The organism is Acidimicrobiia bacterium, from assembly GCA_035948415.1.
Classification (GTDB): domain Bacteria; phylum Actinomycetota; class Acidimicrobiia; order IMCC26256; family PALSA-555; genus PALSA-555.
Window position 1 is genome coordinate 21,167 of the sequence record DASZJD010000036.1, and the last position, 23,972, is coordinate 45,138.

The window sequence follows — 23,972 nt, forward strand, 5'->3', positions numbered from 1 at the left end:
CTACCGGTCCAGGAAGCGGAGGGCTCGCCGCCAGGCGTCGGCGGCGTCGTCGGGGCGGTGGGCCGGGCGGGCGGGGTCGTGCACGAAGCCGTGCTCGGCGTCGGGGAATACCACGACCTCGCAGTCGTCGCGCCCTCGCCAGGCGGCGCGCAAGGCCTCGATGTCGGCGGGCGGCGTGAACGGGTCGGACCCGCCGAAGACGGCGAGGGTGGGGCACACGGCGGCGGCCGTGTCGAGCGGCTCGTGCAGCCCCGGCCCCCGCCACTCGGCCGGCACTCGGATCATCCCGTAGAAGGGGACGGCGCGGCGGAAGCGGCCGGTGGCGGCGGCCTTCAGCGTCTGCATGCCGCCCATGCAGAACCCGAGCACCGACACCTCGGCGACCGCGAGCGCGTCGCCGGCGACGGTCAGGTCGGCGAGCTGCTGGTCGTCGTCGAGGTGGGGCAGCCACGCCAGGCGCGGCTCGGCCGTCCCGGCGTCCCGGGTCGCGGCGGGCGCCCGCGCGAACGGCTCCGGGCAGCACACGGCGTAGCCGTGCGTCGCGACCCGGCGGCACAGGTCGTCGAAGAGGGGCCGGACGCCGAGGAGGTCGGGGTGGAGGACGAGTCCCGCCGACGGCTCGCCGTCGTCGGGCCGGGCGACGATGGCCTCGATCGGCACGTCGTCGCGCCCGGCGAGGGTGACCCGCGCCGCCGACGCCGGGCGCGGGCCCTCGGCCAGCGCCGCCATCAGGTGTAGCGCTCGAGGATGCTCGTCTCGGCCAGGCGGGCCAGCCCGTCCTTGATGGCCCGGGCGCGGGCGTCGCCGACCCCTTCGACCTGCACCAGATCCGTCTCGCTGGCCCGCATGATCTTCTGCAGGTTCGAGAACCGCCGGACGACGTGGTCGGAGACCACCTCGGGGAGGCGGGGGATCTTGTGGAGGATCCGGTAGCCGCGCGGCTGCAGCGCCGAGTCGAGTCCGACGCCCGTCCCGAGCTGCAGGACGCCGACGACCTCGTGGACGTCGAGGAGCTCCTCGTCACCGAGCTCGCCGAGCCGGGCCATCACCTCGACGAGCTCGGAGTCGAGGTCGCCACGCATGTAGTCCTTCGCGACGAGGCGGCGGTCGTCCTCCACGCCGCCCATCAGCTCGTCGAGCTGGAGGAGGACGAGCCGGCCGTCGGCGCCGAGCTCGATGACGTAGCCCTCGATCTCCTCGGAGATGCGGCGCACCATCTCGGCGCGCTGGAGCACGGTGGCGACGTCACGGACGGTGACGAGGTCCTCGATCTCGAGGGCCGAGAGGGAGGCGCTGACGGCGTCGAGCCGCGCCTTGTACCGCTCGAGGATCTGGAGGGCCTGGTCGGCCCGGGCCATGACCCGCGGCGTGGGCTCGATCGACCGCTTGAGGCTCCCGACGTGGATGGCGACCTCGGACCGGTCCTCCGAGACGGTGATCACGGGCACGGGGATCTGGCGGGCGACCCGCTCGGCCGTCCGGTGCCGGGTGCCGGTCTCGGCGGTCGGGATGTTGGGGTCGGGCACGAGGTGGACGTTGGCGCGCACGATCCGGGCGCAGTCCCCGGTGACGATGATCGCCCCGTCCATCTTCGCCAGCTCCGAGAGGCGCTGGGGCGTGAACTCGGCGTCGAGGAGGAACCCTCCCGAGCAGACGCCGAGCACTTCGGGGCCGGCGCCGACCACGAGCAGGGCGCCCATGCGGGCCTGGATGATCCGCTCGATCCCCTCGCGCAGCGCCGTCCCGGGGGCGACGAGCCGGAGGGCGTCGAGGAGGGCTTCGGATCGGGGCGGGGCCGGCATTGGGCTGGGCGGGCTGCGCCCGCGGGGCAGGCCAACGACCCTAGCGCCTCGGGGGGTCAGTCGCCGCGGGGGGCCGCGGACGCGCCACGCGTCAGGAGCGGGTCTCGACGGACCCGCGGCGTCGTCACCGCGCGTTGGACGCACCGTGTGGCCCGCGGCCGACGCCGCGTGAGCCCGCCCCGCGCCCCTCGGCGTGGGGCGGCCGTCAGCGCGGGGCGCGGCGCCCGGGCGGGGGGGCGGCCCGGAGCCGGCGCACGCGCGCGCGGGCGCGGCCGTGCCGCCAGGTCAGCCCGGCGAGGAGGAGGAGCGCCACCCCGCCGGCGACGAGGCCGGCGCGGCGCGAGTCCAGGTCGGTCGAGGAGACGCTCAGCGGGACCCGGGTTCCCGGCGCGACCGACGCCGTGTGCGTCCCGCCGGGCAGGCGGGTGACGACCCGGAGCGCGAACCCCGACCGGACCTGGGCGGTCAGCTCCTGGTCGAGGGCTCGGACGTCGATGCCGTGGCCGGTGAGGGTGGCGAGGAGGGCGGCGTCGCCCGGCACGCCGCTGCTCGTGCCCCGCAGGTCGAGGACGCCCCGCACCGAGCTGGTGTGGGCCAAGCCGAGCCAGGCCGTCCGACGCGCGGCGCCGAACCCGCGCAGCGGGCCCGCGGCGCCGCTCAGCTCGCGGCCGATCGCCGCCACCTGGTCGGGGCGGCGGAACGGCTTCGTGATGGTGATCGAGGCCGAGCCGTCCCGGGCCCGGGCCCAGGCCGACACCTTCCAGCCGGCGGCCCGCAGGTCGGCGAGGCGGACCGTCTGCTCGAGCGGCGCTCCCCCGGCTTGCGCGGTCTGGACCGCCTCGGCGTCGAGCGCGACCCGGACCGCGACCGCGCCCGACCCGTCGGCGTTCATCCGCACCTCGAGGGTGGCGTGGGCGCTGCACCCGGCGGCGACCAGCGCGAGGAGCGCGAGCAGGGCGATGCGGCGCCGTCGGGTGCGGGCGCCGCGCCGGGGGGGCGAGGCGACGGCGGCCACCAGCGCGGAGCCGGCCTTCGAGGTGGGGGTCGGGGCTAGCCCTCGGAGCCGGACCCGGCGAGCTCGACCGGCGGCGGCTCGACGCCTTCCACCGCTCGGAAGGAGACCTCCTCGCCGTCGGCGTCGACGAGGATCGTCTCGCCGGCGTGGAACTCCTTCCACAGGATCTTCTCCGAGAGCGGGTCCTCGACGAGCCGCTGGATGGCGCGACGGAGCGGCCGGGCGCCGAGCTGCGGGTCGTAGCCCTTCTTCGCCAGCAGCAACCTCGCCTCGGGGGTGAGCTCGAGCCCGAGGCCCTGGCCCTCGAGCTGCCCCTGGACCCGTCGGATCATGAGGGTGACGATCTCGCCGACCTCGTCGATCGACAGCTCGGCGAAGACGATGACCTCGTCGATGCGGTTGAGGAACTCAGGCCGGAAGTGGCGCTTCAGCTCCTCCATCACCTTGGCCTTCATCTTCTCGTAGCTGACCGCCTCGTCGGCGGGACCGAAGCCGATCGACGCCTTGCGCAGGTCGGCGGTCCCGAGGTTCGAGGTCATGATGATGACCGTGTTCTTGAAGTCGACCGTGCGCCCCTGGGCGTCGGTGAGGCGCCCGTCCTCGAGGATCTGGAGCAGGGTGTTGAACACGTCCGGGTGGGCCTTCTCGATCTCGTCGAAGAGGACGACCGAGAACGGCTTGCGCCGGACGGCCTCGGTGAGCTGCCCGCCCTCGTCGTACCCGACGTAGCCGGGCGGCGACCCGACGAGGCGCGACACGGTGTGCTTCTCCATGTACTCGCTCATGTCGAGCTGGATCAGCGCGCCCTCGTCGCCGAACAGGAACTCGGCGAGGGTCTTGGCGGTCTCGGTCTTGCCGACGCCCGAGGGCCCCAGGAAGATGAACGAGCCCGACGGGCGCTTCGGGTCCTTCAGCCCGGCGCGGGTGCGCCGGATCGCCTGGGACACGGCCTTCACCGCGCTGTCCTGGCCGACGATCCGCTTGTGCAGCTCGTCCTCCATGCGCAGGAGCTTGGCCGTCTCCTCCTCGGTGAGCTTGTAGACCGGGATGCCGGTCCACAGGGCCAGCACCTCGGCGATGGACTCCTCGCTGACCTCGTTGAACAGGTCGACGCCCTCGCGCTGGGCCTCGGACTCCTTGTCGCGGCGCTGCTCGAGCAGCTCCTTCTCGCGGTCGCGCAGCGACGCCGCCCGCTCGAACTGCTGGCCCTCGATCGCCTCCTCCTTGTCCTTGCGGACGGTGGCGATCTGGTCCTCGAGCTCCCGGAAGTCGGGCGGTGCCTGCATGCGACGGATGCGCAGCCGCGACCCGGCCTCGTCGATCAGGTCGATGGCCTTGTCGGGCAGGTGCCGGTCCGAGATGTACCGGTCGGCGAGGTTGGCGGCGGCGACCACGGCCTGGTCGGTGATCGTCACGCGGTGATGCGCCTCGTAGCGGTCGCGCAGGCCCTTCAGGATCTCGACGGTGTGCGCGACGGTGGGCTCCTCCACCTTGATGGGCTGGAACCGGCGCTCGAGCGCGGCGTCCTTCTCGAGGTGCTTGCGGTACTCGTCCAGCGTCGTGGCGCCGATGGTCTGCAGCTCACCGCGCGCAAGCATCGGCTTCAGGATGCTGGCGGCGTCGATCGCGCCCTCGGCGGCGCCGGCGCCGACGCGGGTGTGCAGCTCGTCGATGAACAGGATGATGTCGCCGCGGGTGCGGATCTCCTTCAGGATCTTCTTCAGGCGCTCCTCGAAGTCACCGCGGTAGCGGGACCCGGCGACGAGCGCGCCGAGGTCGAGGGTGTAGAGCTGCTTGCCCCGGAGCGTCTCGGGCACGTCACCCCCGACGATGTCGCTGGCGAGGCCCTCGACGATCGCGGTCTTGCCGACCCCGGGCTCGCCGATCAGCACCGGGTTGTTCTTCGTGCGGCGCGAGAGCACCTGCATGACCCGCTCGATCTCCTTCTCGCGCCCGATGACCGGGTCGAGCTTCTTCTCGCGGGCGAGCTGGGTGAGGTTGCGACCGAACTGGTCGAGCACCAGCGAGCCGGAGGGCTGCGATTCGCCGCTGGCGCCGCCTTGGCCTTGGCCCTCCTTGGCGCCGGCGTAGCCGGAAAGGAGCTGGATGACCTGCTGGCGGACGCGCGACAGGTCGGCGCCGAGCTTCACGAGGACCTGCGCGGCGACGCCTTCGCCCTCGCGGATGAGCCCCAGCAGGATGTGCTCGGTGCCGATGTAGTTGTGGCCGAGCTGCAGCGCCTCGCGCAGCGACAGCTCGAGGACCTTCTTGGCCCGAGGCGTGAACGGGATGTGGCCGGACGGGGCCTGGCCGCCGTGCCCGATGATCTCCTCGACCTGGGCCCGCACCGCCTCGAGCGAGATCCCGAGCGACTCGAGCGCCTTGGCCGCGACGCCCTCGCCCTCGTGGATGAGGCCCAGGAGGATGTGCTCGGTCCCGATGTAGTTGTGGTTGAGCAGGCGTGCTTCTTCCTGCGCCAGCACGACCACCCGCCGGGCCCGGTCGGTGAAGCGTTCGAACACTGTGCCTACCGTGTCTTGAGGGTCATGGTCCCCGTCCCGCGGCCGGGGCGGTGGGACCGGAGCCGCCCCGCTGCACTCAGTCTACCTGTCAGGGTCCGCACGGCTTCTGCGCTAAGCGCAGCCCGTGGGAGATGTCTCGGCGCTTTCTGCGGCGCGCGTGAGGGTTGTCAAGGGCTCGGGACCCGGAAATGTTCCCCGGGCTTGGTGGACCCCGCCGGCCCTGCGTAGTTTGGGCCGATGGTCACGGGCCTGGCGGAGACCCTCCGGCTCCGGCCGTTGGCCGGTGACCTCGAGCGGGTCGAGGCCGGCCTGGCCGCCGCCGTCCGGCACCCCGACCGGTTCCTCGGCGACGTCGCCGCCCACCTGGTGCAGGCGGGGGGGAAGCGCATTCGCCCCACTTTGACCCTCTGCGCGGCGTACGCGGCGGGGGGCGGCGACGGGCCCGCCGACGACGACGCCGTGACCGGCGCGGTGGCGGTCGAGCTCGTGCACCTCGGGTCGCTCTACCACGACGACGTGATCGACGAGGCCGAGACCCGGCGCGGGGTCCCGTCGGTGAACGCGCGCTGGTCGAACATCGTGGCCATCCTCGCCGGCGACTACCTGCTCGCCCGGGCGTCGGGCCTGGCCGCCTCGCTCGGCGCGCCGGTGGCGGCGCTGCTCGCCGCGACCATCGGCGAGCTCTGCCGAGGCCAGGTCCTCGAGCTGCAGCACCTCTTCGACGTGACGCGCACCGAGGAGGACTACGCCAGCGCGATCGAGGGCAAGACGGCGACGCTGTTCGGGACCGCGTGTCGCATCGGCGGGATGGTGAGCCACGCCGACGAGCCGACGCTCGACGCGCTCACCCGGTTCGGCACCCACCTCGGTCTCGGCTACCAGATCGTCGACGACTGCCTCGACCTCACCGGCACCGACGCCGCGCTCGGCAAGCCCGCGGGCCAGGACCTGCTCGAGGGGATCTACACGCTCCCCGTGATCTACGCGCTCGCCGAAGACCCCGGGCTCGGGCCGCGGCTTGGGGGCCCGATCGACGAGGCGCGCGTGGCCGAGGTGCGCAGCCGCGCCAGCGCCAACGGCGCGGTCGAGGCCGCGCTGGCGGTGGCCCGTGACCACGCCACGAAGGCGGGGGAGGCGCTCGCGGGCGCCGACACCCTCGAGGCGGGGGTGTGCGAGTCGCTGCGCCGCCTGGTCGAGGGCCTCGTCACCCGCCAGAGCTGAGCGTCAGGCCGCCGCAGCCCGGAGCTCGGCCTCGGCGAGGAAAGCGTGCACGGCCCGGTTGAACGCGTTCGGCGCCTCGACCATCAGCGCGTGGCCGGCGCCGCGCAGCTCCTCGAGCCGAGCGTTCGGGAGGAGCTCGGCGAGCTCCTCGGCGTCGCCGACCGGGGTGAGGAGGTCCTGGGACCCGGTGATGACGAGCGCGGGCGCCGACACCACGGCGAGCTCGAACCGCAGCTCGTCGGCGGCATCGAGGATGGCCGCGACCTGGGCGGCGAAGTTCTCGGGCTGGGCCTGCAGGAGGATGCGGGCCATGAGGTTCAGCCACACGCCGAAGCGACGGTGCAGGCGGGGCCCGATCAGCCACCGCAGCCCGTCGCCGCCGAGCGCCCCCATCCCGCCCGCGAGGACGTCGTCGGCCCACTCCTGGAGCAGCTCGCGCCGCCACTCGTGGTGGCGGCAGGCAGTGCAGGCGAGCACGAGCGAGCGCACCCGCTCGGGATGGCGCACGGCGAGGATCTGGGCGAGCACGCCGCCCATCGAGGCGCCGATGACGTGGGCGTCCTCGACGTCCTCGGCGTCGAGGACGGCGACGGCGTCGTCGGCCATCTGCTCGAGCGAGTAGGGCCGCGGCGCGTCGGCGGTCCCGCCCACGCCGCGGTTGTCGACGCCGAGGAGCCGGTAGCTGCGACCGAGGTTGATGCGCTGGAGCGCCCAGCCCCGGGCGTCGACGCCGAGGCCCTGGAGGAGCAGCACCGCGGGCCGGTCGCGCCGGCCGCCGGCGCCGTAGGCGATCCAGGTGCCGTCCCCGGCGAGGGCGGTGCTCACGGGCCCTCGTCGAGGAGCGCGGCCACGGCGTCGTGGACGGCCTCGGCCAGCTCGGCCGCGGCCAGCTGGTCGCCGGCCCGGGTGCCGGGGGGCGGCCCGAGCGGGGCGCCGACGCGGACCCGCCACGGGCGGCCCGGCCACGCCTGCGGGAAGCCGGGGCGCACGGCGACGGGCAGGACGGGGAAGCCGAGGGTGGCGACGAGGAGGGCGCGAGGCGGCTCGCCGAGCCCGGGCCGCAGCCACGTCGGCCCGAGGGGCGCGGCGGCGAGGTGGCCGGCTCGGAGCATGGCGGCGACGTCGTCGGCCCGGTAGCCGATGGCGCCGAGGGTGCGGATGGCGTCCCCGATCACCGGCAGCTCGGGCGCGCCCACGACCCGGGTCCGGCGCCCGGCCGCGGCCCGGACGGCGCGGACGACGGCGAGGGGCTCGAGGATCCCGAGGCCTCGGTTGGCGACGAGCAGCGCCGGCCCCCGGTCGGGGACCCGCTCGCCGTGCTCGACCACGACCGGGAGCGGGAACAGCGGGGCGACGAGGTCCATGAGGTGCGGGTCGCCGCCGAACTCGTCGACCGCGTACCGGCCGGCGAGCCGGCGGCGCAGCGCGTCGGGCAGCGATTCGGTGGCGAGCACCCGGTCGGTGTCGAGGCCGTAGTTCGCGGCGCTCACGCCACCACCGCTTGGCGGGCCGGCTCCAGCCGGGTGACCGTCGCCCACGTGAAGAGGTCGGCGAGGACGTCCTGGGTGGGCCGCAGCGCGCCGAGGCCGAGCTCGGCGACGCCGCGGGCGCCGTCGGCGATGCGGCCCCGGCGGAGCAGCTCCAGGACGTGCGGGGGGATCGGCGCGCCGGCGAACTCGGCGACGCGGGCGGCGACCCGCCACCCCGAGCCGAGCACCGGCACCGGGACCCGGCCGCCCCGACGGACCGCCTGCCACGGGCTGGCGGCGCCCGGGCCGACGACGTTGTGCGGGCCCTCGACGTCGCGCACGACCGCCTCGACCATCGCGCGCGCGGCGTCGTCCTGGTGGAGGAGGGCGAACGGCGGGTCGCTGAGCGCCGGGACGGGCACGGCGGGGAGCCGCAGCACCCGGGCGAGCGGGCTCGGCGCGTGGGAACCGGCCACCACGGCGCAGCGCACGGCGCCGAACCGGACGTCGTGCCGACGGCCGATGCCGGCGGCGAGCTGCTCGACCTCGAGGCACAGGCGCCCGTACGGCGTGGTCGGGGCGAGGGGCGCCCCCTCGTCGGGGACGAGCGGGTGACCGCGGCCTCGGCCGTAGACCTCGAGGCCGCTCCGCACCACGATCCGCTCGAGGCGCCCGGCCCGGACCGCGGCGCCGAGCGCGTGCACGGTGCAGGCCTCGGTGCTGGCGGCCGCCTCCCCCGCGCCCATGCGGGCGTCCGGCTCGTAGACGCCCGCGTGGGCGACGACGTCGGGGGCGAACTCGGTGACGAAGGCGACGGTCCGGTCCCGATCGCGGGGGTCGATGCGCCGGAACGTGGCGGCGCCGAGGCGGCGGCGCGGGGGCATGAAGTCGAAGCCCGCCACCTCCTCGACGTCGTCGCGCGCCTCGAGGAGCTGGGTCACGCGGGTCCCCATCACGCCACCCATGCCGGTCACGAGCACGCGCATCAGCCGCTCCCCCCTTCTCCGCCAGTCTCGCCCGCCTCGGGCCGCAGCTGGGGGAACAGGATGACCTCCCGGATCGTCGACACGCCCGCGACCAGCATGACGAGCCGGTCGACGCCGACGCCGAGCCCGCCGCAGGGCGGGAGCCCGTACTCGAGGGCCCGGATGTAGTCCTCGTCGACCCCGTGGGCCTCGTCGTCGCCGGCTGCGGCCAGCCGGGCCTGGGCCTCGAAGCGCTGGCGCTGGTCGACGGGGTCGTTGAGCTCGCTGAAGGCGTTGGCGATCTCCCGACCGAGCGCGACGACCTCGAAGCGCTCGACGAGGTCCGGGTCGTCGGGGCGGGCCCGGGCGAGCGGCGAGACCTCGCGCGGGTAGTCGGTGACGAACACCGGTCCGACGAGGCGAGGCTCGACCGTCTTCTCGTAGAGCTCCAGCACGAGCTTGCCCGGTCCCCACCCGGGCTGGCGGGGCACCTCGAGGCGGTCGCAGATCGCGGCCAGCTCGTCGGCCGGCATCGACGGGTGCACGTCGACGCCGGCGTGCTCGCGTATCAGGTCGAGCATGGGGCGGCGGGGCCACGGCGGGGCCAGGTCGAGCCGCTCGTCGCCGACGGTGACCGTGGTCGAGCCGGTGGCGGCGAGGGCGCACGCGGCGACGAGGTCCTCGGTCAGCGTCGCCATGTCGCGGTAGTCGGCGTACGCCTGGTACAGCTCGAGCATCGTGAACTCGGGGTTGTAGCGGGTCCCCAGGCCCTCGTTCCGAAAGACGCGCCCGATCTCGAAGACCCGCTCGTAGCCGCCGACGAGGAGCCGCTTGAGGTGCAGCTCCAGGGCGACGCGCAGCGTCAGCGGCAGGTCGAGGGCGTTGTGGTAGGTCGTGAACGGTCTCGCTGTCGCGCCACCGGCCTGGGTCTGCAGGACCGGGGTCTCCACCTCCAGGAAGCCGAGCGCGGTGAGGAACTCGCGGATCGTGGCGATGACCGAGAAGCGGATGGCGAAGATCCGCCGGGCCTCGTCGTTCGCGATGAGGTCGACGTATCGCATCCGAAAGCGGGCGTCGACGTCGCTCAGGCCGTGCCACTTCGACGGCAGCGGCCGCAGCGCCTTGGCGAGCAGCTCGAACCGGCGCACCTTCACCGACAGCTCGCCGCGCCTGGTGCGCAGGACCAGACCCTCGGCGCCGACCCAGTCGCCGAGGTCCAGGGCGCCGAAGCCGGCGTGGGCGGCGGCGCCGAGCTCGCCCTCGGAGACGAAGAGCTGGATCGTGCCCGTGCCGTCGCGCAGCGTCGCGAACGTGAGCTTGCCCTGGCGGCGGATCAGCAGCAGTCGCCCGGCGACCCGGACGACGTCGTCGGTCTCGCCGCCCGGCTCCAGGTCGTCCCAGTGCTCGTGGAGCTCGGCGGCGGTGTGGGTCCGGTCGAAGCGCACCGGGTAGGGGTCGACGCCCTCGGCGCGCAGCGCCTCGAGCTTGCCGAGCCGCCGGCGGCGCTCGTCCCCGACGTGGTCGTCGCCCGCCGGCGGCTCGTCGCGCGGCTGGCTCATCGGTTGCGCTCGAAGACGATCCGCAGTCCCTGGAGGGTGAGCCACGGCTCGTAGTGCTGGATGGTCCGGGAGTGCTCGATGATCGGGTCGGCGAGGCCGCCGGTGGCGACCACCGTGCACTCGCCGAGCTCGGCCTCGAAGCGGTCGACGAGGGCGTCGACCTGGCCGCTGAAGCCGTAGACGCAGCCGGACTGGATCGACTCGACGGTGGACTTGCCGATCACGTGACGGGGCGCGACGAGCTCGACCCGGCGGAGAGCGGCGGCGCGAGCGAAGAGGGCGTCCATCGAGATCTCGATGCCGGGGAAGATGGCGCCACCGAGGTACTCCCCGTGCTCGCTCACCGCCTCGATGGTGTTCGCGGTTCCGAAGTCGACGACGATCGACGGACCGCCGTAGAGGTCGTAGGCGGCGACGGCGTTGGCGATGCGATCGGGGCCGACCTCCTTCGGGTTGTCGTAGAGGATCGGCATCCCGGTGCGGACGCCCGGTTCGAGAACGAGGGCCGGGAAGCCGAAGTAGCGGGCGGTCATGGCGCGGAGCTCGGCGGTGACGCTGGGGACTCCCGAGGAGATCGCGACCCCGTCGATCGAGCCCCCCTCGAGTCCGGGGCCGCGAGCGCCGCGCGGGCCGGGCTCGGTCTGCAGGCTGAAGCCGTGGAAGCCGAGGAACTGCTGGACCATGAGGGCGAGCTCGTCGGCCGTGCGCTCGACGACCGTGCCGATGCGCCAGTGGTCGGTGAGCTCGTTGCCCTTGAAGAGCCCGATGACGGTCTGGGTGTTGCCGGCGTCGATGGTGAGGAGCATCAGGGGCTCGGTGTCGGCTCGAGGTCGAGCGCGAGGTCGAGCGCCGGTGCCGACTGGGTGATCGCGCTGGTGGAGATGAGGTCGGCCCCGGCCCCGGCGTAGGCCGCGACGTCGTCGAGCGTCACGCCGCCCGACACCTCGACCGGCGTGTCGGGGCGGGAGCTCCCCCGCACCACCGCGACGCACTCGGCCACCTCGGCGGGGCTGAGGTTGTCGAGCATGACGAGGTCGGCGCCCGCCTGCACGGCGTCCCGGACCTGCTCGGCGCGGTCGCACTCGACCTCGACGCCGCGGCCGGGCCATTGGGCCCGGGCCCGGGCCACCGCCTCGCCGATCCCGAGCCCGACGAGGTGGTTGTCCTTGACGAGGACGAGGTCCGAGAGCGAGCCCCGGTGGTTGAGGCCGCCACCGGCGCGCACGGCCGCCTTCTCGAGGGCCCGCAGGCCCGGGAGGGTCTTGCGGGTGTCCCAGACCCGGGCGCGCGTCCCGGCGGCGACCGCGAACCGGCGGGTGAGCGTGGCCACGCCCGAGAGGTGGCACAGGAAGTTCAGGGCCGTGCGCTCGCCGGTGAGGACGCTCGGCAGCGGGCCGTCGACGGTGGCGACGGTCGTCCCCGGCTCGAGGTCGGCGCCGTCGCAGCGGCGCCAGGCCACGGTCACGTCGGGGTCGAGCTGGGCCCAGGTCTCGGTCGCGCAGGCCTGGCCCGCGAGCACGCCCGGCGCGCGCGCCACGACGCTGCCCCGCGCGTGGGCGTCGGCCGGCACCAGGGCTGCGGTCAGGTCGCCGAGCGGCCCCAGGTCCTCGGCGATCGCCCGCGCGACGGCGTCGCGCACCTCGTGCCGCGGCGGGTCGAGCGCGCTCATCGGGTCGGAGCCGGCTCGGGTAGGTGTACGAAGCTTGGGTCAGGGTCGGCGCCGAACACGAACCGGCCGAGGAAGGCGGCGTCGGGGTCCGGGAAGTCGAGCCGGGTGTGCGTGCCGCGCGACTCCTCGCGGGCCTGCGCCGCCTCGACGAGGGCGAGGCTGACCGTGCGCAGGTTCGCGACCTCGCGGTCCGCGGGCGCCATCGCCTCCAGCGCGGTCCGGGCTCGCTCCAAGCTGGCGGCGTCGCGCACCACGCCGGCCTCGCGGGTCATCACCCGCTGGAGCGCGGCGCGCCCGGCGCCCGCCGGCGACGGCGTGGGCGCGGCTGGGGTCCGAGGCGTCGGAGGCTCGACGCCGCGCAGCACGCCGGTGTCGTCGGCGTGGTCCTTGCCGGCGAGGATGGCGTCCACGCAGCGGGTGCCGAAGACGAGCCCGTCGAGCAGCGAGTTCGACGCCAGGCGGTTCGCGCCGTGCACCCCCGAGCAGGCCACCTCGCCGCAGGCCCAGAGACGGGGCAGCGTGGTCGCCCCGTCCAGGTCGGTGCATACCCCACCCGAGAGGTAGTGGGCGGCGGGGGCCACGGGCAGCCAGTCGGTGGCGGGGTCGAGGCCGACGGCGGCGCTGGCGCGCGCCACGGTCGGGAACCGCGTCGAGACGTTCGGGATGGCGGTGGCGTCGAGCCACAGGTGCGGCAGGTCCGCCTCGTTCAGGCGGCGGGTGATGGCGCGCGCCACGACGTCTCGAGGCGCGAGGTCGGCGCGCGGATCCTCGCTGGCCATGAAGGCCTGGCCCCGCTCGTCGCGCAGCACCGCGCCCTCGCCGCGCATGGCCTCGGAGAGCAACGGCCGCGGCATCGACGGGTGGTCGAGCGCGGTGGGATGGAACTGCATGAACTCGACGTCGGCGACCGCGACCGCGGATCGCAGGGCCATCGCGATGCCGTCCCCGGTCGACAGGAGCGGGTTGGTCGTGACCGCGAAGCACTGGCCGGCACCGCCCGTGGCCAGCACGGTGTGACGGGCGCGCACCTCGTGCTCGACGCCGTCGGGGTCGGTGGCGCGCACGCCCGCGGCGCGGCCGTCGGCGACGAGCAGGTCGAGCGCGAACCAGCGCTCGAGGACCGTCGCCGAGACCTGGCCGAGGGCGGTGACGAGCGCCCGCTCGATCTCGGCGCCGGTGGCGTCGCCGCCGGCGTGCACGACCCTGGCGACCGAGTGGCCGCCCTCGCGGGTGTAGGCGAGGTGGCGGCTCGAGGCCCGGTCGAACTCGGCGCCGAGCCTCATGAGCTCGCGGACCCGCGTCGGGCCCTCGGTGACGAGGACCCGCACGGCGTCGACGTCGCAGAGGCCGGCGCCGGCCGAGATCGTGTCCGAGAGGTGCAGCGCCGGGGAGTCGACGTCGTCCTCGAGGGCGGCCGCGACGCCGCCCTGCGCGTACTGGGTCGCCGACGACGCCAGCGCCGCCTTCGTGAGGACGGTGACGACGCAGCCGCCGCGTGCGGCGCGGATCGCCGCCGAGAGGCCGGCGACGCCGCTGCCGAGGACGAGGAGGTCGACCTCGGGCCGGGTGGGCATGACGGGCGAGCCTACGACGCTCGTTCGCCGCCCTCCCCGTCGATGGCGGCGAGCGTCGGCGCGACGATGCGGTTGCGTTCGTCGACGTGGACGACCGTCGGCTCGTAGCCCTCCAGCTCGGCCTGGTCGTAGGTGGCGTAGCTGATCACGATGACCCGGTCACCGGTGTGCACGAGGCGGGCCGCGGCGCCGTTGAGGACCACGGCGCCGGGGCCGCCACGGATCGCGTAGGTCTCGAACCGGGCGCCGTTGTCGAGGTCGAGGACGTGCACCTGCTCGTGCTCGAGGATGTCGGCCGCCTCCATCAGCGCGGCGTCAAGCGTGATCGACCCGACGTAGTTGAGGTCGGCGCCGGTCACCGTGGCGCGGTGGATCTTCGACTTCATCATGGTGCGCTGCATCAGGCGCGCTGCTCCTCTGCGACGGCGCCGAGGTCGATGTCGACCGAGGCGCCCGTCGCCGTCATCCGCACGTTGTCGATGAGGTGGGTGGCGCCGACGTACGCCGCCACCGCCAGCACGAGCTCGCCCTCGACCCGGGGCGCCGGCTCGATCGTCTGGGCGTCGACGAGCTCGGCGTAGTCGAGTCGCACGCCGGGCTCGGCCGCGATCGTGGCTGCAGCCGCATCGCGGATCGCGGCCGCGTCACGCACGCCGTCCCCCGCCGCGTCCGCCGCCGCGCGCAGCGCCCGGTGCAGGACGGTGGCGGCGCGCCGCTCGTTGTCGTCGAGGTAGGCGTTGCGACTCGACAGGGCGAGCCCGTCGGCGGCGCGGACCAGCGGACACCCGACGACGGTGACGGCCAGGTTCAGGTCGGCGACGAGCCGGCGGACGACCGCCAGCTGCTGGGCGTCCTTCCGGCCGAAGTACGCGCGGCAGGGCCCGACGATCGAGAACAGCTTCGCGACGACGGTGGCGACGCCGTCGAAGTGCGACGGGCGACTACGCCCGCAGAGCCGGGCGGTGAGCCCGTCGACGTGCACCGTCGTGCGGGCGCCGTTCGGGTACATGGCGACGACGGTGGGCACGAAGAGCACGTCGACACCCTCGGCCGCGGCCACGGCGGTGTCGGTCTCGAGGTCACGTGGGTAGGCCTCGAGGTCCTCGCCCGGCCCGAACTGGGTGGGGTTCACGAAGAGGCTGACGACGACGAGGTCGGCGTCGGCGCGGGCGGCGCGCATGAGCGACCGGTGGCCGGCGTGAAAGCCGCCCATGGTCGGGACGAGGGCGACGCCGCGACCGGCGGCTCGGGCGTCGGCGCAGCAGCGGCGGACGTCGTCGACGTCCGTGAGCGTGATCACGCGAGAACCTCGCGGAGCGGCGGCTCGTCGCGGCCCGCCAGTCGGAGGGCAGCGTCGGCGAGGGCGCGGTAGGCGCGCTGCTCGTCCGCTCCGATCGCGTCCAGGTGGCGCCCGACGGTCTCGACGTCGCCGCGCGACACCGGTCCCGTCAGCGCGGCGGCGGGACCCTCGGCCCAGGCGTGGTCGACGCTCCGCCGCACGAGGGGCTCGAAGGCGGCGAAGGGCACGCCGGCCCGCGCTGCGAGCCGCTCGACCTGCCCGAGCAGCGCGACGAGGTGGTTCGAGGCGACCGCGGCGGCGGCGTGATAGGCAGCCCGTCGATCGTCGCCGATCGGGAAGGGCCGCAGCCCGAGCTCGAGCGCCAGGTGCCGCACCGCGGGCGGTCCGGCCACGGCCGCCCACGCGCCGGCGAGGGCGTCGCCCGGGCCGGTCAGGGTCTGGAGCGGGTGCAACGCCCCGAGCGCGACGTCGGGCCGGACGGCGGCGATCGGGGACAGCGCGTCGACGCCGACGGCACCCGCGAGGTGGACGACGAGGCCGGCGGGCGCGAGCCCGGGCGCCAGCTCCGCCGCCGCGTCGGCGATGGCGGCGTCGGGCGTGGCGACGATGACGACACCGGCCTCACGGCCGGCGGCGCCCACCGCGGTGGCGCGGGCGCCGAGGCGGCGGGCCACCTGGCGCGCCGACGACGACCCGGGCCGGCCGGCGACGGCCACGCAGCGGTACCCGGCCGCGAGCAGGCCCGCGGCGACCGCGGTGCCGGCCCGACCGGGCCCGACGAGGGCGAACCCGCGCCGTCTGGTCTCGTGCATCGGACCTCTCGATCCAGCCCCCAGGCGGGGTGCCGGTCGATTCAGGACTCCCCCAAGACTAGATCGGTGCGCCGGACCCCCGGCCAGCCGCCCGGGGGGGCCGCCCCGGCCGCGGCCGGGTCGAGGTCCCGGAGGGGGGCGAGCACGAAGCCGCGTTCGTGGAGGCGGGGGTGAGGGACCTCGAGGTCGGGCTCGTCGACGTGCTCGGCGCCGACGAGCAGCACGTCGACGTCGAGGGTGCGCGGGCCGAAGCGCTCGGCCCGCCGGCGGCGGGCGCGCCGCTCGAGCGCTTGGGCGAGCTCGAGCAGCGCCCGGGGGCCGAGCTGCGTGTCGAGCGCGACGACCGCGTTGAGGTAGTCGGGCTGCGGCGGGCCGCCGACCGGGGCGGTCTCGTAGACCGGCGACACGGCGGCGACGGTCACGCCGGGTGCGTCGCCGAGGCCGCGCACGGCGGCGCGCAGGTGCCCGAGCCGGTCACCGAGGTTCGACCCGATCCCGACGTACGCGCGCCGGACCGTCACCGCTCGATGCGGACGGCCACGTGCTCGACCATGGCCCGGACCGGCGGCTGCAGCTTCCGGACGGTCACCGCCACGGCCAGGACCCGCTCGTCGACGCGGCACACCTCGGCGATGCGGGTGGCCAGGCGCTCGAGGAGCTGGTACCGCTCGGACCGGACGACGCGGCTGACCGCTTCCGCGACCGCCGAGTAGTCGACCGTGTGCTCGAGGGCGTCGGTCTCACCGGCTTGTGACACGTCGACGCTGAGCTCGACGTCCACCTCGAACGGCTGGGGCCGGGTCTGCTCTTCGGACAGCACCCCGTGCACGCCCAGCTCTCGCAACCCGGCAATCACGATCCGGTCCATCGCTCAGGTGGGGCGCGCCCCGGCGCCGGCGAGACCCTCGTCCATGGTGGCGGCCACCACCTCGCGTCCCGGGGCGCCGAGCTGACGGCCGGTGAGCTTCTCGATGAGCACGATGGCGTGCGAGCCGTCTCGCACCACGCCGGCGAAGAGGAGGTAGCCGGCGAGCACGCCCAGCAGTCGCTCCCCGAACTCCTCGTGGTGGATGAGCACCCGCTCGGCCGGGTCGTCGAGCCACTTCTTCAGGGTCGTGTAGATCACCGGGAGCCGGGCCGGCCACTCGTCGTGGCGGCCGAGGGGCAGGTGCTCGTAGGCGATGGCGGCCTCGTCGTAGGCGTGGAGGTTGTGGGGCGACTCGAGCAAGGAGAGCACGTGCGTGAACCCGTTGCCGGCCAGCCAGATCAGCTCCTCCTGCCGCCGAACCTTCCGGTGGTTGCGGGCGAAGCCGCCGGGCCGCTCCGAGGCCGCCAGCCGGTCCTTGATGACCCACGTGAACCCGCGGGGCTCGAGGCCCTGCGCCCAGCGCCCGCGCACTACGCCGCCTCGCGCAGCGCGTCGAGGAGCGCCACCGCCTGCGCCGCCGGTCGCACCGCGTGGACCCGCACCACCCGGGCTCCGTGGCCGAGCGCCCAGACCACGGTGGCGAGGGTGGCGTCGTCTCGCTCCTCGGGGGGCGGCTCGGCGCCGGTGGCGTCCCGCAGCAGCGCCCCGAGGAACCGCTTCCGTGACGGCCCAACGACCACGGGGACGGCCACGCGGTCGTGCAGCTCGTCGAGGCGGGCGAGGAGGGTCAGGTTGTGGGCTGCGGTCTTGCCGAACCCGATGCCGGGGTCAGCCGCCAGCGCGGCGTCGGGGATGCCCGCCGAGCGCGCGGCTTCGAGCCGGTCGAGGAGGAAGTCGCCGACCTCGACGACGACGTCGTCGTACCGGGGGTCGTCCTGCATGGTGCGAGGTTCGCCGAGCATGTGCATGACGACGAACCCGGCGCCCCGGTCCGCGATGACCTCGAGCATGGCGGGGTGCTGGCGCCCGGCCGACACGTCGTTGACGATGACCGCGCCGGCGTCGAGGGCCGCGGCGGCGACGGTCGCCTTCGTGGTGTCGACGCTGACAGGGACGCCGGCATCGGCGGCGAGGCGCTCGATGACCGGGAGGACCCGTCGGCGCTCCTCGTGCTCGTCGACCGGGCTGGCGCCCGGGCGGGTCGACTCGCCGCCCACGTCCAGCAGGGTGGCGCCGGCCGAGGCGAGCGCGTGACCGTGCGCGACAGCGGCTTCGACGTCGAGGTAGCGGCCGCCGTCCGAGAACGAGTCGGGGGTGACATTGACGATTCCCATCACCGCCGGGCGCTCTCCGCACACGCTCACCCAGGCGAACACCGGGCGGATCGTACCGGCGCCGGTGCGGCACCGCGCCGGGACCGGCACGCGCCCGCCGCGGTCACGCCTCGCGGCGAGGCAGGGACCTCGACGCCCTCGTGGCCGGCCTCGGCGCGACCGCAGCACCTCGGCCCGCCCGCGTCGCGGCATCGTGTGGCTGCCCGTCGCGTCCGGACGCCGCCACCGAGGCCCCCGTGGCGTCAGAGGCGGTTGGCCTGAGCGGTGATGAGGCTCATCGCCTCGGCGCGGGTCGCCGCGTTCGTCTTGAACAGGCCCCGCACGGCCGACGTGACCGTCAGCGCGCCCGCCTTCTTCACCCCACGCATCGACATGCAGAGGTGCTCGGCCTCCATCATCACCAGCACGCCCTCGGGCTGGAGGGCCTCGACGAGCGCGTCGGCGATCTGGGTGGTGAGGCGCTCCTGAACCTGGGGACGCCGGGCGAAGCCCTCGACGAGCCGCGCGATCTTCGAGAGGCCGGTGATGCGGCCGTCCGGCCCGGGGATGTAGGCGACGTGGGCGTGCCCGGCGAAGGGGATGAGGTGGTGCTCACAGACGCCGTAGAGCGGGATGCCGCGGACGAGCACCATCTCGTCGTGGTCGGCCTCGAAGGTGACGGTCAGGTGCGAGGCCGGGTCCTCGTGCAGGCCCCGGAAGATCTCGGCGTACATGCGCGCCACCCGCTCCGGGGTGCGCAGCAGCCCGTCGCGATCCGGGTCCTCGCCGATGGCCTCGAGGATCTCCCGCACCGCCTTCTCGATTCGCCCGAGGTCGATCTGGGCGTCGTTGTTGCCGACGTCGCTCATCGGGGGACCCGTCCTGGAGCGGAATCGCTCGCGGCGACCGCACTCGGGCGTCCGAGCCCGGCGCCCGCGTAGGGCTCGACCGACGCAAAGATCTGGCTGACGCGCTCCACGTCGACGGTCTCGCGCTCGACGAGCTCCGCGGCGAGCTGGTCGAGCACGGCCCGGTTCGTGTCGATGATCTGGCGGGCGACGTCCCGCGCGTGCTCGATGAGTCGCCGCACCTCCTGATCGATCCGGGCCGCCACCGCGTCCGAGTAGTCGGGGGTGGTCGCGAGATCGCGCCCGAGGAACACTTCCCCGCGCGGCTGCCCGAGGCGTAGCGGCCCCAGTTCGTCGCTCATGCCGTACTCGGTGACCATCTGGCGGGCGATCGTCGTGGCCCGGTCGATGTCGTTCTGGGCGCCGGTGGTGGGGTCCGCGAACACGACCTCTTCGGCGGTGCGGCCGCCGAGGAGCATCGCCAACTCATCGACGAGCTCAGCGCGAGTCACGAGGAACTTGTCCTCCGTCGGCAGCGTCAGCGTGAACCCGAGCGAACGGCCGCGCGGGATGATCGACACCTTGTGCACCGGGTCCGTGTTCGGCAGCGCGTGGGCGACGAGGGCGTGCCCGCCCTCGTGGTAGGCGATGATGCGCCGCTCCCGGTCCGAGATCACGCGGCTGCGCCGCTCCGGGCCGGCCATGACGCGCTCGGTCGCCTCCTCCAGCTGCGGCAGCCCGATGCACGGCACCCCGTGCCGGGCGGCCAGGAGCGCGGCCTCGTTCACCAGGTTGGCGAGGTCGGCGCCGGTGAAGCCGGGCGTCCGCCGGGCGATGACGTCGAGCTCGACGCCGGCGGCGATGGGCTTCTCGGCCGCGTGCACGGCGAGGATGGCCTTGCGGCCCGCCAGGTCCGGCCGGTCGACGACGACCTGGCGGTCGAACCGCCCTGGTCGCAGCAGGGCCGGGTCGAGGATGTCGGGGCGGTTCGTCGACGCCAGCAGGATCACCCCGGCCCGCTGGTCGAAGCCGTCCATCTCCACCAGCAGCTGGTTCAGGGTCTGCTCGCGCTCGTCGTGACCGCCGCCGACCCCGGCCCCGCGGTGGCGGCCGACGGCGTCGATCTCGTCGACGAACACGATCGCCGGGGCCGCGGCCTTCGCTTGGTCGAACAGGCTGCGGACCCGTGACGCGCCGACGCCGACGAACATCTCCACGAAGTCGGAGCCGCTGATCGAGAAGAACGGCACGCCCGCCTCGCCAGCGACGGCGCGCGCGAGCAGGGTCTTGCCGGTGCCGGGCGGACCGTACAGCAGTACCCCCTTCGGGATCTTGGCCCCCATCTCGCGGAATCGGGCCGGATCCTCGAGGAACTCCTCGATCTCACGCAGCTCGGCGACCGCCTCGTCGAGGCCGGCGACGTCGGCGAAGGTGACCGCGGGCTGGTCCTTCGCCAGCCCCTTGGGCTTCGCCTTGCCGAAGGCGGTGACCCCTCTCGTTCCTTGCGCCTGGTGGAGGAGGAAGGCGACGAGGCCGAGCACGAGCAGGAACGGCAGCACGTTGAGGGCGAGTCCCAGCCACGGGTTCTGCCGCTGGGTGTCGACGTGGAAGCGACCGACGTGCGCCGCGACGATCTGGCCCGTGAGCGTCCCGGTGTACCCGGCCGGGAAGTGCACGGAGAAGCTCGTGCCGTCCGCCAGCGTCCCGTGCAGGACGTGGTCCTGGTCGAGGAGCGTCACCTGCCGGACCGCGCCGGCGGTCAGCCGGCCGCGGAACTGGGTGAGGGACAGGTCGGTCCGAGCCGTCCCCGAGCTCAGGTAGCGGAAGGCGAGGAAGCCGACGACCGCGGCGAGGACGATCCAGACCGGGAGGGTGCGACGAAGCTTGGCCAGAGCCCGCCAGGCTACGTCGGGTCGGGCCCCAGGTACTGATGGACTTGGGGGATGTTGCGGTACCGCTCGCGGACGTCGAGCCCGTAGCCGACGACGAAGGCGGGCGGGATCCGGAAGCCCACGTAGCGCAGGTTGAGCTCCGACTTCTGGAGCCCCTCCTTGACGAGCAGCGCGCAGACCTCCAAGGAGCGCGGCCCCCGGGCGGCCAGGTTCTTGCGGAGGTACTGCAGCGTGAGGCCCGAGTCCACGATGTCCTCGACGATGAGGACGTCCCGCCCGGTCAGGTCCAGGTCGAGGTCCTTGATGATGCGGACCACCCCGCTCGTCCGCGTCGCGGACCCGTACGACGAGACGGCCATGAAGTCGAACTCGACTGGGAGCTCGATGGCGCGGGCCAGGTCGCTCATGAACATGCACGCGCCCTTGAGGACGCCGACGAGCAGCGGCGCCCGCGACGCGTAGTCGGCGGTGACCTCCTTGCCGAGCTCGGCGATCCGCCGGTGCAGGTCGTCCTCGCTGACCACGACCGGCCCGAGGTGGCGGTCGGCGACGCCGCTGCGCGGATCCGCGAAGACCCGGTCCGCCCCCCCGTCGGGGCCCGCGTCGCTCACCCGCTGACGGTACCGCGGTCGACGCAGAGTTGACCCTGACGCCGCTCGACTCGTCGCCCCCCGGCCACCTCGGTGGCCCGGCACTCCCCGGCGGCGACGGCGAGCACCCGCTCCACCTCGGCGAGCGACGGCGGCGGCGGTCCGAGCCACCGCCGGACGGCACGCCGGGCCAGGACCCGGGGCAGCCGGCCCAGCGCGGCCGCGGCGACGGACCCGTCGGCGGGCCAGGCCGCGTCGGCGAGCTCGTCGAGGTACTCGGATTCCGCGCGCAGCACCTCGGCCTGGCGGGCGAGGACCGGCACCAGGTCCCGCCGGGCGCCGTCACTCAGCAGCGGCAGCACCTCGTGGCGGATCCAGTTGCGCCGGACCGCCCGATCGTCGTTCGTGGGGTCGCGGACCGGCACCAGGCCGAGCGCCGCGCACACCGCCTCGGTATCGGCCCGGCGCACGCCCAGCAGGGGGCGGACCAGCACGCCGCGGCGGGCGGGCATCGCGCCGAGCCCGGCCGCGGCGCTGCCCCGGAGCAGGTTCAGCAGCACGGTCTCGGCCTGGTCGTCGGCGGTGTGGCCGACGAGCGTGACCGCCGCCCCTCGCTGCCGCCGGACCCGCTCGAGGGCGGCGTAGCGGGCGTCGCGCGCTCGGGCCTCGAGGTTCGCGCCGGCGGGGACGCGGACGGTCTCGGCCACGAACGGGACGCCGAGCCGGCCGGCCTGGTCGGCGACCGTCTCCGTGTCGGCGTCGCTCCCGGGCCGGAGCCCGTGGTCGACGTGCACGACCACCGGGTCGAGCGCCTGGTGGTGGGCGACGTGCAGGAGGGCGAGCGAATCGGGTCCCCCCGAGCAGCCGACGACGGCGGGGCGGTCGGTGGTGGCGAGCCCCACGAGCCGCCGGGCGAGCTCCTCCAGCAGCACGTCAGCTCGCGGGGGCGGGCTCCCCGCGCTCGACCCGGGCCAGCCACTCGGGGGGCTGGGACAGCTCGTCGACCGTGGGCAGGAACTCCGGGCCGCGCCACGCCGGGTCCAGGCCCCGCGGTCCCGCCTCGCGCTCGACGGCCTCGACGAAGCGCTCCCCGACCTCGTACTGGCGCATCTTGGCGTCGAGACCGAGCACCCGGTAGAGCGCGCCGCTGACCCCGCGAGAGCGGCGGCGGGCGCGCAGCACCCGGGCCATCCGGTCCTGCCCGGGCACGTGGACCCGGCCGAGCTCGTTCATGACTCGGTTGCCGTGCCCCTCGAGCACCGACATGAGCGCCTGGATGCTCCCGAGCACCCCGCGGTGCTCCGGCGTGGCGAGCAACGCCACGATCCCGCCCTCGTCGAGCGGGTTGCGCCCCTGACGCAGCTCGTCGGCCGCGCGCAGCAGTGAACGGACCAACGCGCGGGGATCGGTGTCGATCATGCCCGTCGCCTGCTCCACGAGCCCGAGGAAGTAGTCGCGCATCCACGGGACGCCACCGAACTGGGCCCGGTGCGTGACCTCGTGGATCGCCACCCAGAGCCGGAAGTCGCGAGGGCGGAAGGCGAAGCGCTTCTCGAGCCCGAGGACGTTCGGTCCGACGTAGTAGACGGCGTCGCTGGCGCCGTCGCCGTCCTCGGGCACGAGCAGGTCGTACTGGCCGAGCACCCGCTGGGCGAACCACCCGAGCAGCACGCCGAGCTCGGTGGCGGCGACGGAGCGGCCGATCGGCGCGAGCGGGCTCTGGGCCATGCGCTCTCCCACGCGCTCGGTCAAGGGCGCGAGGAGCCGTCGCATCGAGCCGACGTTCACGTCGACCCAGCCGGCGCGGTCCAGCACGGTTGCGGTGGCTTGCCCGGGTGCGTGCAGCCCGGTGTGCGCGGCGACGAGCGCCTCCGCCTGGCTGGTGACGGCGGCGAAGTCGTTGCGAAGCGACTCGGCCAGGTAGCAGTCGGCGAGCGGCTCGCGGCCCGCGACCCGACGGGCGACGCGCGAGGCCAGGGCCCAGTCGACGGGGTCGGGCGCTGCGGACCGATCCGTGCTGCTCGGCGCGGTGGCAGTCACTCCCTGACCTTGCGGCCCCGGTACTTCGGGATCAGCACCTTCCTGATGTAGCCACCCCACAACGTGAAGATCAGCCCCAGCGCGCTGAACGCGAGGATCGGGGCCGTCCAGTAGAACCACGCGTACTGCTGGTTGGCGACGAGCGTCGTCGCGCCGGCGGGCGACGCGGCGACCACGACGCCGACCGCCGTCAACGTCGCGACTCGAAGCGCTCGCACGCCCGCCATCATACGAGGCGAGGTCAGCGCTCCTCGTCAGCCGGGAGCCCGAGCGCGTCGGCGACGCGTCGCTTCAGCTCGGGCGGAACCTGATCTCTGCAGCGGGTGGCGATGACCTGCCGCAGCTCGATCTCGAAGTCGAACCCGTTGGCGCAGGGTGGGCAGCGGTCGAGGTGCCGGGCGATCACCCACCGCCGCCAGACGGTCAGCTCACCGTCCAGGTAGAAGTACATGCGATGGAACGCCTTCTCGCAGTCCATCTCGTGCCGGTCCTCGGTTCCCCCTGCTTCGCTTC

The 23,972-nt window shown here is 74.5% G+C and carries 26 protein-coding genes; 1 reads left to right on the forward strand and 25 read right to left on the reverse strand.

Annotated elements, in window-relative coordinates; translation table 11 throughout:
- The 4 genes from VG869_05250 to VG869_05265 form a co-directional block, all read right to left on the reverse strand.
- Nucleotides 1-729, reverse strand: coding sequence for a dienelactone hydrolase family protein (locus tag VG869_05250; protein HEV3450593.1), 729 nt, complete (start codon nucleotides 727-729; stop codon nucleotides 1-3).
- The gene (gene disA, locus VG869_05255; GenBank protein ID HEV3450594.1) at nucleotides 729-1,802 is read right to left on the reverse strand and encodes a DNA integrity scanning diadenylate cyclase DisA; all 1,074 of its coding nucleotides are present in this window, start codon (nucleotides 1,800-1,802) and stop codon (nucleotides 729-731) included. The genes VG869_05250 and disA overlap by 1 nt, the downstream gene beginning before the upstream one ends.
- 205 nt (nucleotides 1,803-2,007) lie before the next feature.
- A complete protein-coding gene (locus VG869_05260; protein HEV3450595.1) occupies nucleotides 2,008-2,817 on the reverse strand; it encodes a hypothetical protein in 810 nt (269 codons plus the stop codon).
- A 35-nt stretch (nucleotides 2,818-2,852) separates the two neighbouring features.
- Entirely contained in the window at nucleotides 2,853-5,339 is a 2,487-nt protein-coding gene (locus VG869_05265) for an ATP-dependent Clp protease ATP-binding subunit (protein ID HEV3450596.1), read from the reverse strand.
- A 237-nt stretch (nucleotides 5,340-5,576) separates the two neighbouring features.
- On the opposite strand from VG869_05265, the gene VG869_05270 reads away from it, so the two are divergent.
- The gene (locus VG869_05270; GenBank protein ID HEV3450597.1) at nucleotides 5,577-6,560 is read left to right on the forward strand and encodes a polyprenyl synthetase family protein; all 984 of its coding nucleotides are present in this window, start codon (nucleotides 5,577-5,579) and stop codon (nucleotides 6,558-6,560) included.
- A 3-nt stretch (nucleotides 6,561-6,563) separates the two neighbouring features.
- On the opposite strand, the gene VG869_05275 is transcribed toward VG869_05270, so the two are convergent.
- The 21 genes from VG869_05275 to rsrA all read right to left on the reverse strand — a co-directional run bounded on the left by VG869_05275 (nucleotide 6,564) and on the right by rsrA (nucleotide 23,937).
- Entirely contained in the window at nucleotides 6,564-7,385 is an 822-nt protein-coding gene (locus VG869_05275; GenBank protein HEV3450598.1) for an alpha/beta fold hydrolase, read from the reverse strand.
- Entirely contained in the window at nucleotides 7,382-8,050 is a 669-nt protein-coding gene (locus tag VG869_05280) for a hypothetical protein (protein HEV3450599.1), read from the reverse strand. Before VG869_05280 ends, VG869_05275 begins: the two co-directional genes overlap by 4 nt.
- Entirely contained in the window at nucleotides 8,047-9,015 is a 969-nt protein-coding gene (locus VG869_05285; protein HEV3450600.1) for an NAD-dependent epimerase/dehydratase family protein, read from the reverse strand. Before VG869_05285 ends, VG869_05280 begins: the two co-directional genes overlap by 4 nt.
- A complete protein-coding gene (gene lysS, locus VG869_05290) occupies nucleotides 9,015-10,553 on the reverse strand; it encodes a lysine--tRNA ligase (GenBank protein HEV3450601.1) in 1,539 nt (512 codons plus the stop codon). The genes VG869_05285 and lysS overlap by 1 nt, the downstream gene beginning before the upstream one ends.
- Complete coding sequence (locus VG869_05295) at nucleotides 10,550-11,359, reverse strand: type III pantothenate kinase (GenBank protein HEV3450602.1); 810 nt, start codon at nucleotides 11,357-11,359, stop codon at nucleotides 10,550-10,552. The genes lysS and VG869_05295 overlap by 4 nt, the downstream gene beginning before the upstream one ends.
- Nucleotides 11,359-12,222, reverse strand: a complete 864-nt coding sequence (gene nadC, locus VG869_05300) for a carboxylating nicotinate-nucleotide diphosphorylase (GenBank protein ID HEV3450603.1) — start codon at nucleotides 12,220-12,222, stop codon at nucleotides 11,359-11,361. The genes VG869_05295 and nadC overlap by 1 nt, the downstream gene beginning before the upstream one ends.
- Nucleotides 12,219-13,796 (reverse strand): L-aspartate oxidase, encoded by a 1,578-nt coding sequence (gene nadB / locus VG869_05305; GenBank protein ID HEV3450604.1) that lies wholly within the window; start codon nucleotides 13,794-13,796, stop codon nucleotides 12,219-12,221. The genes nadC and nadB overlap by 4 nt, the downstream gene beginning before the upstream one ends.
- Before the next feature lie 11 nt (nucleotides 13,797-13,807).
- Nucleotides 13,808-14,197, reverse strand: coding sequence for an aspartate 1-decarboxylase (panD, locus tag VG869_05310; protein HEV3450605.1), 390 nt, complete (start codon nucleotides 14,195-14,197; stop codon nucleotides 13,808-13,810).
- Entirely contained in the window at nucleotides 14,197-15,096 is a 900-nt protein-coding gene (gene panC / locus VG869_05315) for a pantoate--beta-alanine ligase (protein ID HEV3450606.1), read from the reverse strand. The genes panD and panC overlap by 1 nt, the downstream gene beginning before the upstream one ends.
- The gene (locus tag VG869_05320) at nucleotides 15,093-15,908 is read right to left on the reverse strand and encodes a DUF2520 domain-containing protein (GenBank protein HEV3450607.1); all 816 of its coding nucleotides are present in this window, start codon (nucleotides 15,906-15,908) and stop codon (nucleotides 15,093-15,095) included. Before VG869_05320 ends, panC begins: the two co-directional genes overlap by 4 nt.
- Before the next feature lie 41 nt (nucleotides 15,909-15,949).
- Nucleotides 15,950-16,429: a 2-amino-4-hydroxy-6-hydroxymethyldihydropteridine diphosphokinase gene (gene folK / locus VG869_05325; GenBank protein HEV3450608.1), complete on the reverse strand. Its 480-nt coding sequence runs from the start codon at nucleotides 16,427-16,429 to the stop codon at nucleotides 15,950-15,952.
- Nucleotides 16,426-16,776, reverse strand: coding sequence for a dihydroneopterin aldolase (gene folB / locus VG869_05330; protein HEV3450609.1), 351 nt, complete (start codon nucleotides 16,774-16,776; stop codon nucleotides 16,426-16,428). Before folB ends, folK begins: the two co-directional genes overlap by 4 nt.
- A gap of 3 nt (nucleotides 16,777-16,779) precedes the next feature.
- The gene (locus VG869_05335; GenBank protein HEV3450610.1) at nucleotides 16,780-17,307 is read right to left on the reverse strand and encodes a hypothetical protein; all 528 of its coding nucleotides are present in this window, start codon (nucleotides 17,305-17,307) and stop codon (nucleotides 16,780-16,782) included.
- A complete protein-coding gene (gene folP / locus VG869_05340; GenBank protein ID HEV3450611.1) occupies nucleotides 17,307-18,152 on the reverse strand; it encodes a dihydropteroate synthase in 846 nt (281 codons plus the stop codon). Before folP ends, VG869_05335 begins: the two co-directional genes overlap by 1 nt.
- A 200-nt stretch (nucleotides 18,153-18,352) precedes the next feature.
- Entirely contained in the window at nucleotides 18,353-18,958 is a 606-nt protein-coding gene (folE, locus tag VG869_05345) for a GTP cyclohydrolase I FolE (protein ID HEV3450612.1), read from the reverse strand.
- Nucleotides 18,955-20,754, reverse strand: coding sequence for an ATP-dependent zinc metalloprotease FtsH (ftsH, locus tag VG869_05350; protein ID HEV3450613.1), 1,800 nt, complete (start codon nucleotides 20,752-20,754; stop codon nucleotides 18,955-18,957). Before ftsH ends, folE begins: the two co-directional genes overlap by 4 nt.
- Nucleotides 20,755-20,840: 86 nt before the next feature.
- The gene (hpt, locus tag VG869_05355; protein ID HEV3450614.1) at nucleotides 20,841-21,440 is read right to left on the reverse strand and encodes a hypoxanthine phosphoribosyltransferase; all 600 of its coding nucleotides are present in this window, start codon (nucleotides 21,438-21,440) and stop codon (nucleotides 20,841-20,843) included.
- Nucleotides 21,437-22,351 (reverse strand): tRNA lysidine(34) synthetase TilS, encoded by a 915-nt coding sequence (gene tilS, locus VG869_05360; protein ID HEV3450615.1) that lies wholly within the window; start codon nucleotides 22,349-22,351, stop codon nucleotides 21,437-21,439. Before tilS ends, hpt begins: the two co-directional genes overlap by 4 nt.
- Before the next feature lies 1 nt (nucleotide 22,352).
- Nucleotides 22,353-23,459 (reverse strand): zinc-dependent metalloprotease, encoded by a 1,107-nt coding sequence (locus VG869_05365; protein HEV3450616.1) that lies wholly within the window; start codon nucleotides 23,457-23,459, stop codon nucleotides 22,353-22,355.
- Nucleotides 23,456-23,677 carry a hypothetical protein gene (locus VG869_05370; GenBank protein HEV3450617.1) on the reverse strand — a complete coding sequence of 74 codons (222 nt, stop codon included), beginning with the start codon at nucleotides 23,675-23,677 and terminating at the stop codon, nucleotides 23,456-23,458. The genes VG869_05365 and VG869_05370 overlap by 4 nt, the downstream gene beginning before the upstream one ends.
- A gap of 23 nt (nucleotides 23,678-23,700) precedes the next feature.
- Nucleotides 23,701-23,937, reverse strand: coding sequence for a mycothiol system anti-sigma-R factor (gene rsrA, locus VG869_05375; GenBank protein ID HEV3450618.1), 237 nt, complete (start codon nucleotides 23,935-23,937; stop codon nucleotides 23,701-23,703).
- Nucleotides 23,938-23,972: the final 35 nt, after the last annotated feature.

Bases quoted from the DNA above. Each gene is read 5' to 3' on its own strand.
- folE (HEV3450612.1), bottom strand. From the start codon at position 18,958: ATGAGCGACGTCGGCAACAACGACGCCCAGATCGACCTCGGGCGAATC.
- folB (HEV3450609.1), bottom strand. From the start codon at position 16,776: ATGGACCGGATCGTGATTGCCGGGTTGCGAGAGCTGGGCGTGCACGGG.
- lysS (HEV3450601.1), bottom strand. From the start codon at position 10,553: ATGAGCCAGCCGCGCGACGAGCCGCCGGCGGGCGACGACCACGTCGGG.
- VG869_05320 (HEV3450607.1), bottom strand. From the start codon at position 15,908: ATGCACGAGACCAGACGGCGCGGGTTCGCCCTCGTCGGGCCCGGTCGG.
- disA (HEV3450594.1), bottom strand. From the start codon at position 1,802: ATGCCGGCCCCGCCCCGATCCGAAGCCCTCCTCGACGCCCTCCGGCTC.
- VG869_05285 (HEV3450600.1), bottom strand. From the start codon at position 9,015: ATGCGCGTGCTCGTGACCGGCATGGGTGGCGTGATGGGGACCCGCGTG.
- VG869_05250 (HEV3450593.1), bottom strand. From the start codon at position 729: ATGGCGGCGCTGGCCGAGGGCCCGCGCCCGGCGTCGGCGGCGCGGGTC.
- rsrA (HEV3450618.1), bottom strand. From the start codon at position 23,937: ATGGACTGCGAGAAGGCGTTCCATCGCATGTACTTCTACCTGGACGGT.
- panD (HEV3450605.1), bottom strand. From the start codon at position 14,197: ATGCAGCGCACCATGATGAAGTCGAAGATCCACCGCGCCACGGTGACC.
- nadC (HEV3450603.1), bottom strand. From the start codon at position 12,222: ATGAGCGCGCTCGACCCGCCGCGGCACGAGGTGCGCGACGCCGTCGCG.
- VG869_05270 (HEV3450597.1), top strand. From the start codon at position 5,577: ATGGTCACGGGCCTGGCGGAGACCCTCCGGCTCCGGCCGTTGGCCGGT.
- nadB (HEV3450604.1), bottom strand. From the start codon at position 13,796: ATGCCCACCCGGCCCGAGGTCGACCTCCTCGTCCTCGGCAGCGGCGTC.
- VG869_05295 (HEV3450602.1), bottom strand. From the start codon at position 11,359: ATGCTCCTCACCATCGACGCCGGCAACACCCAGACCGTCATCGGGCTC.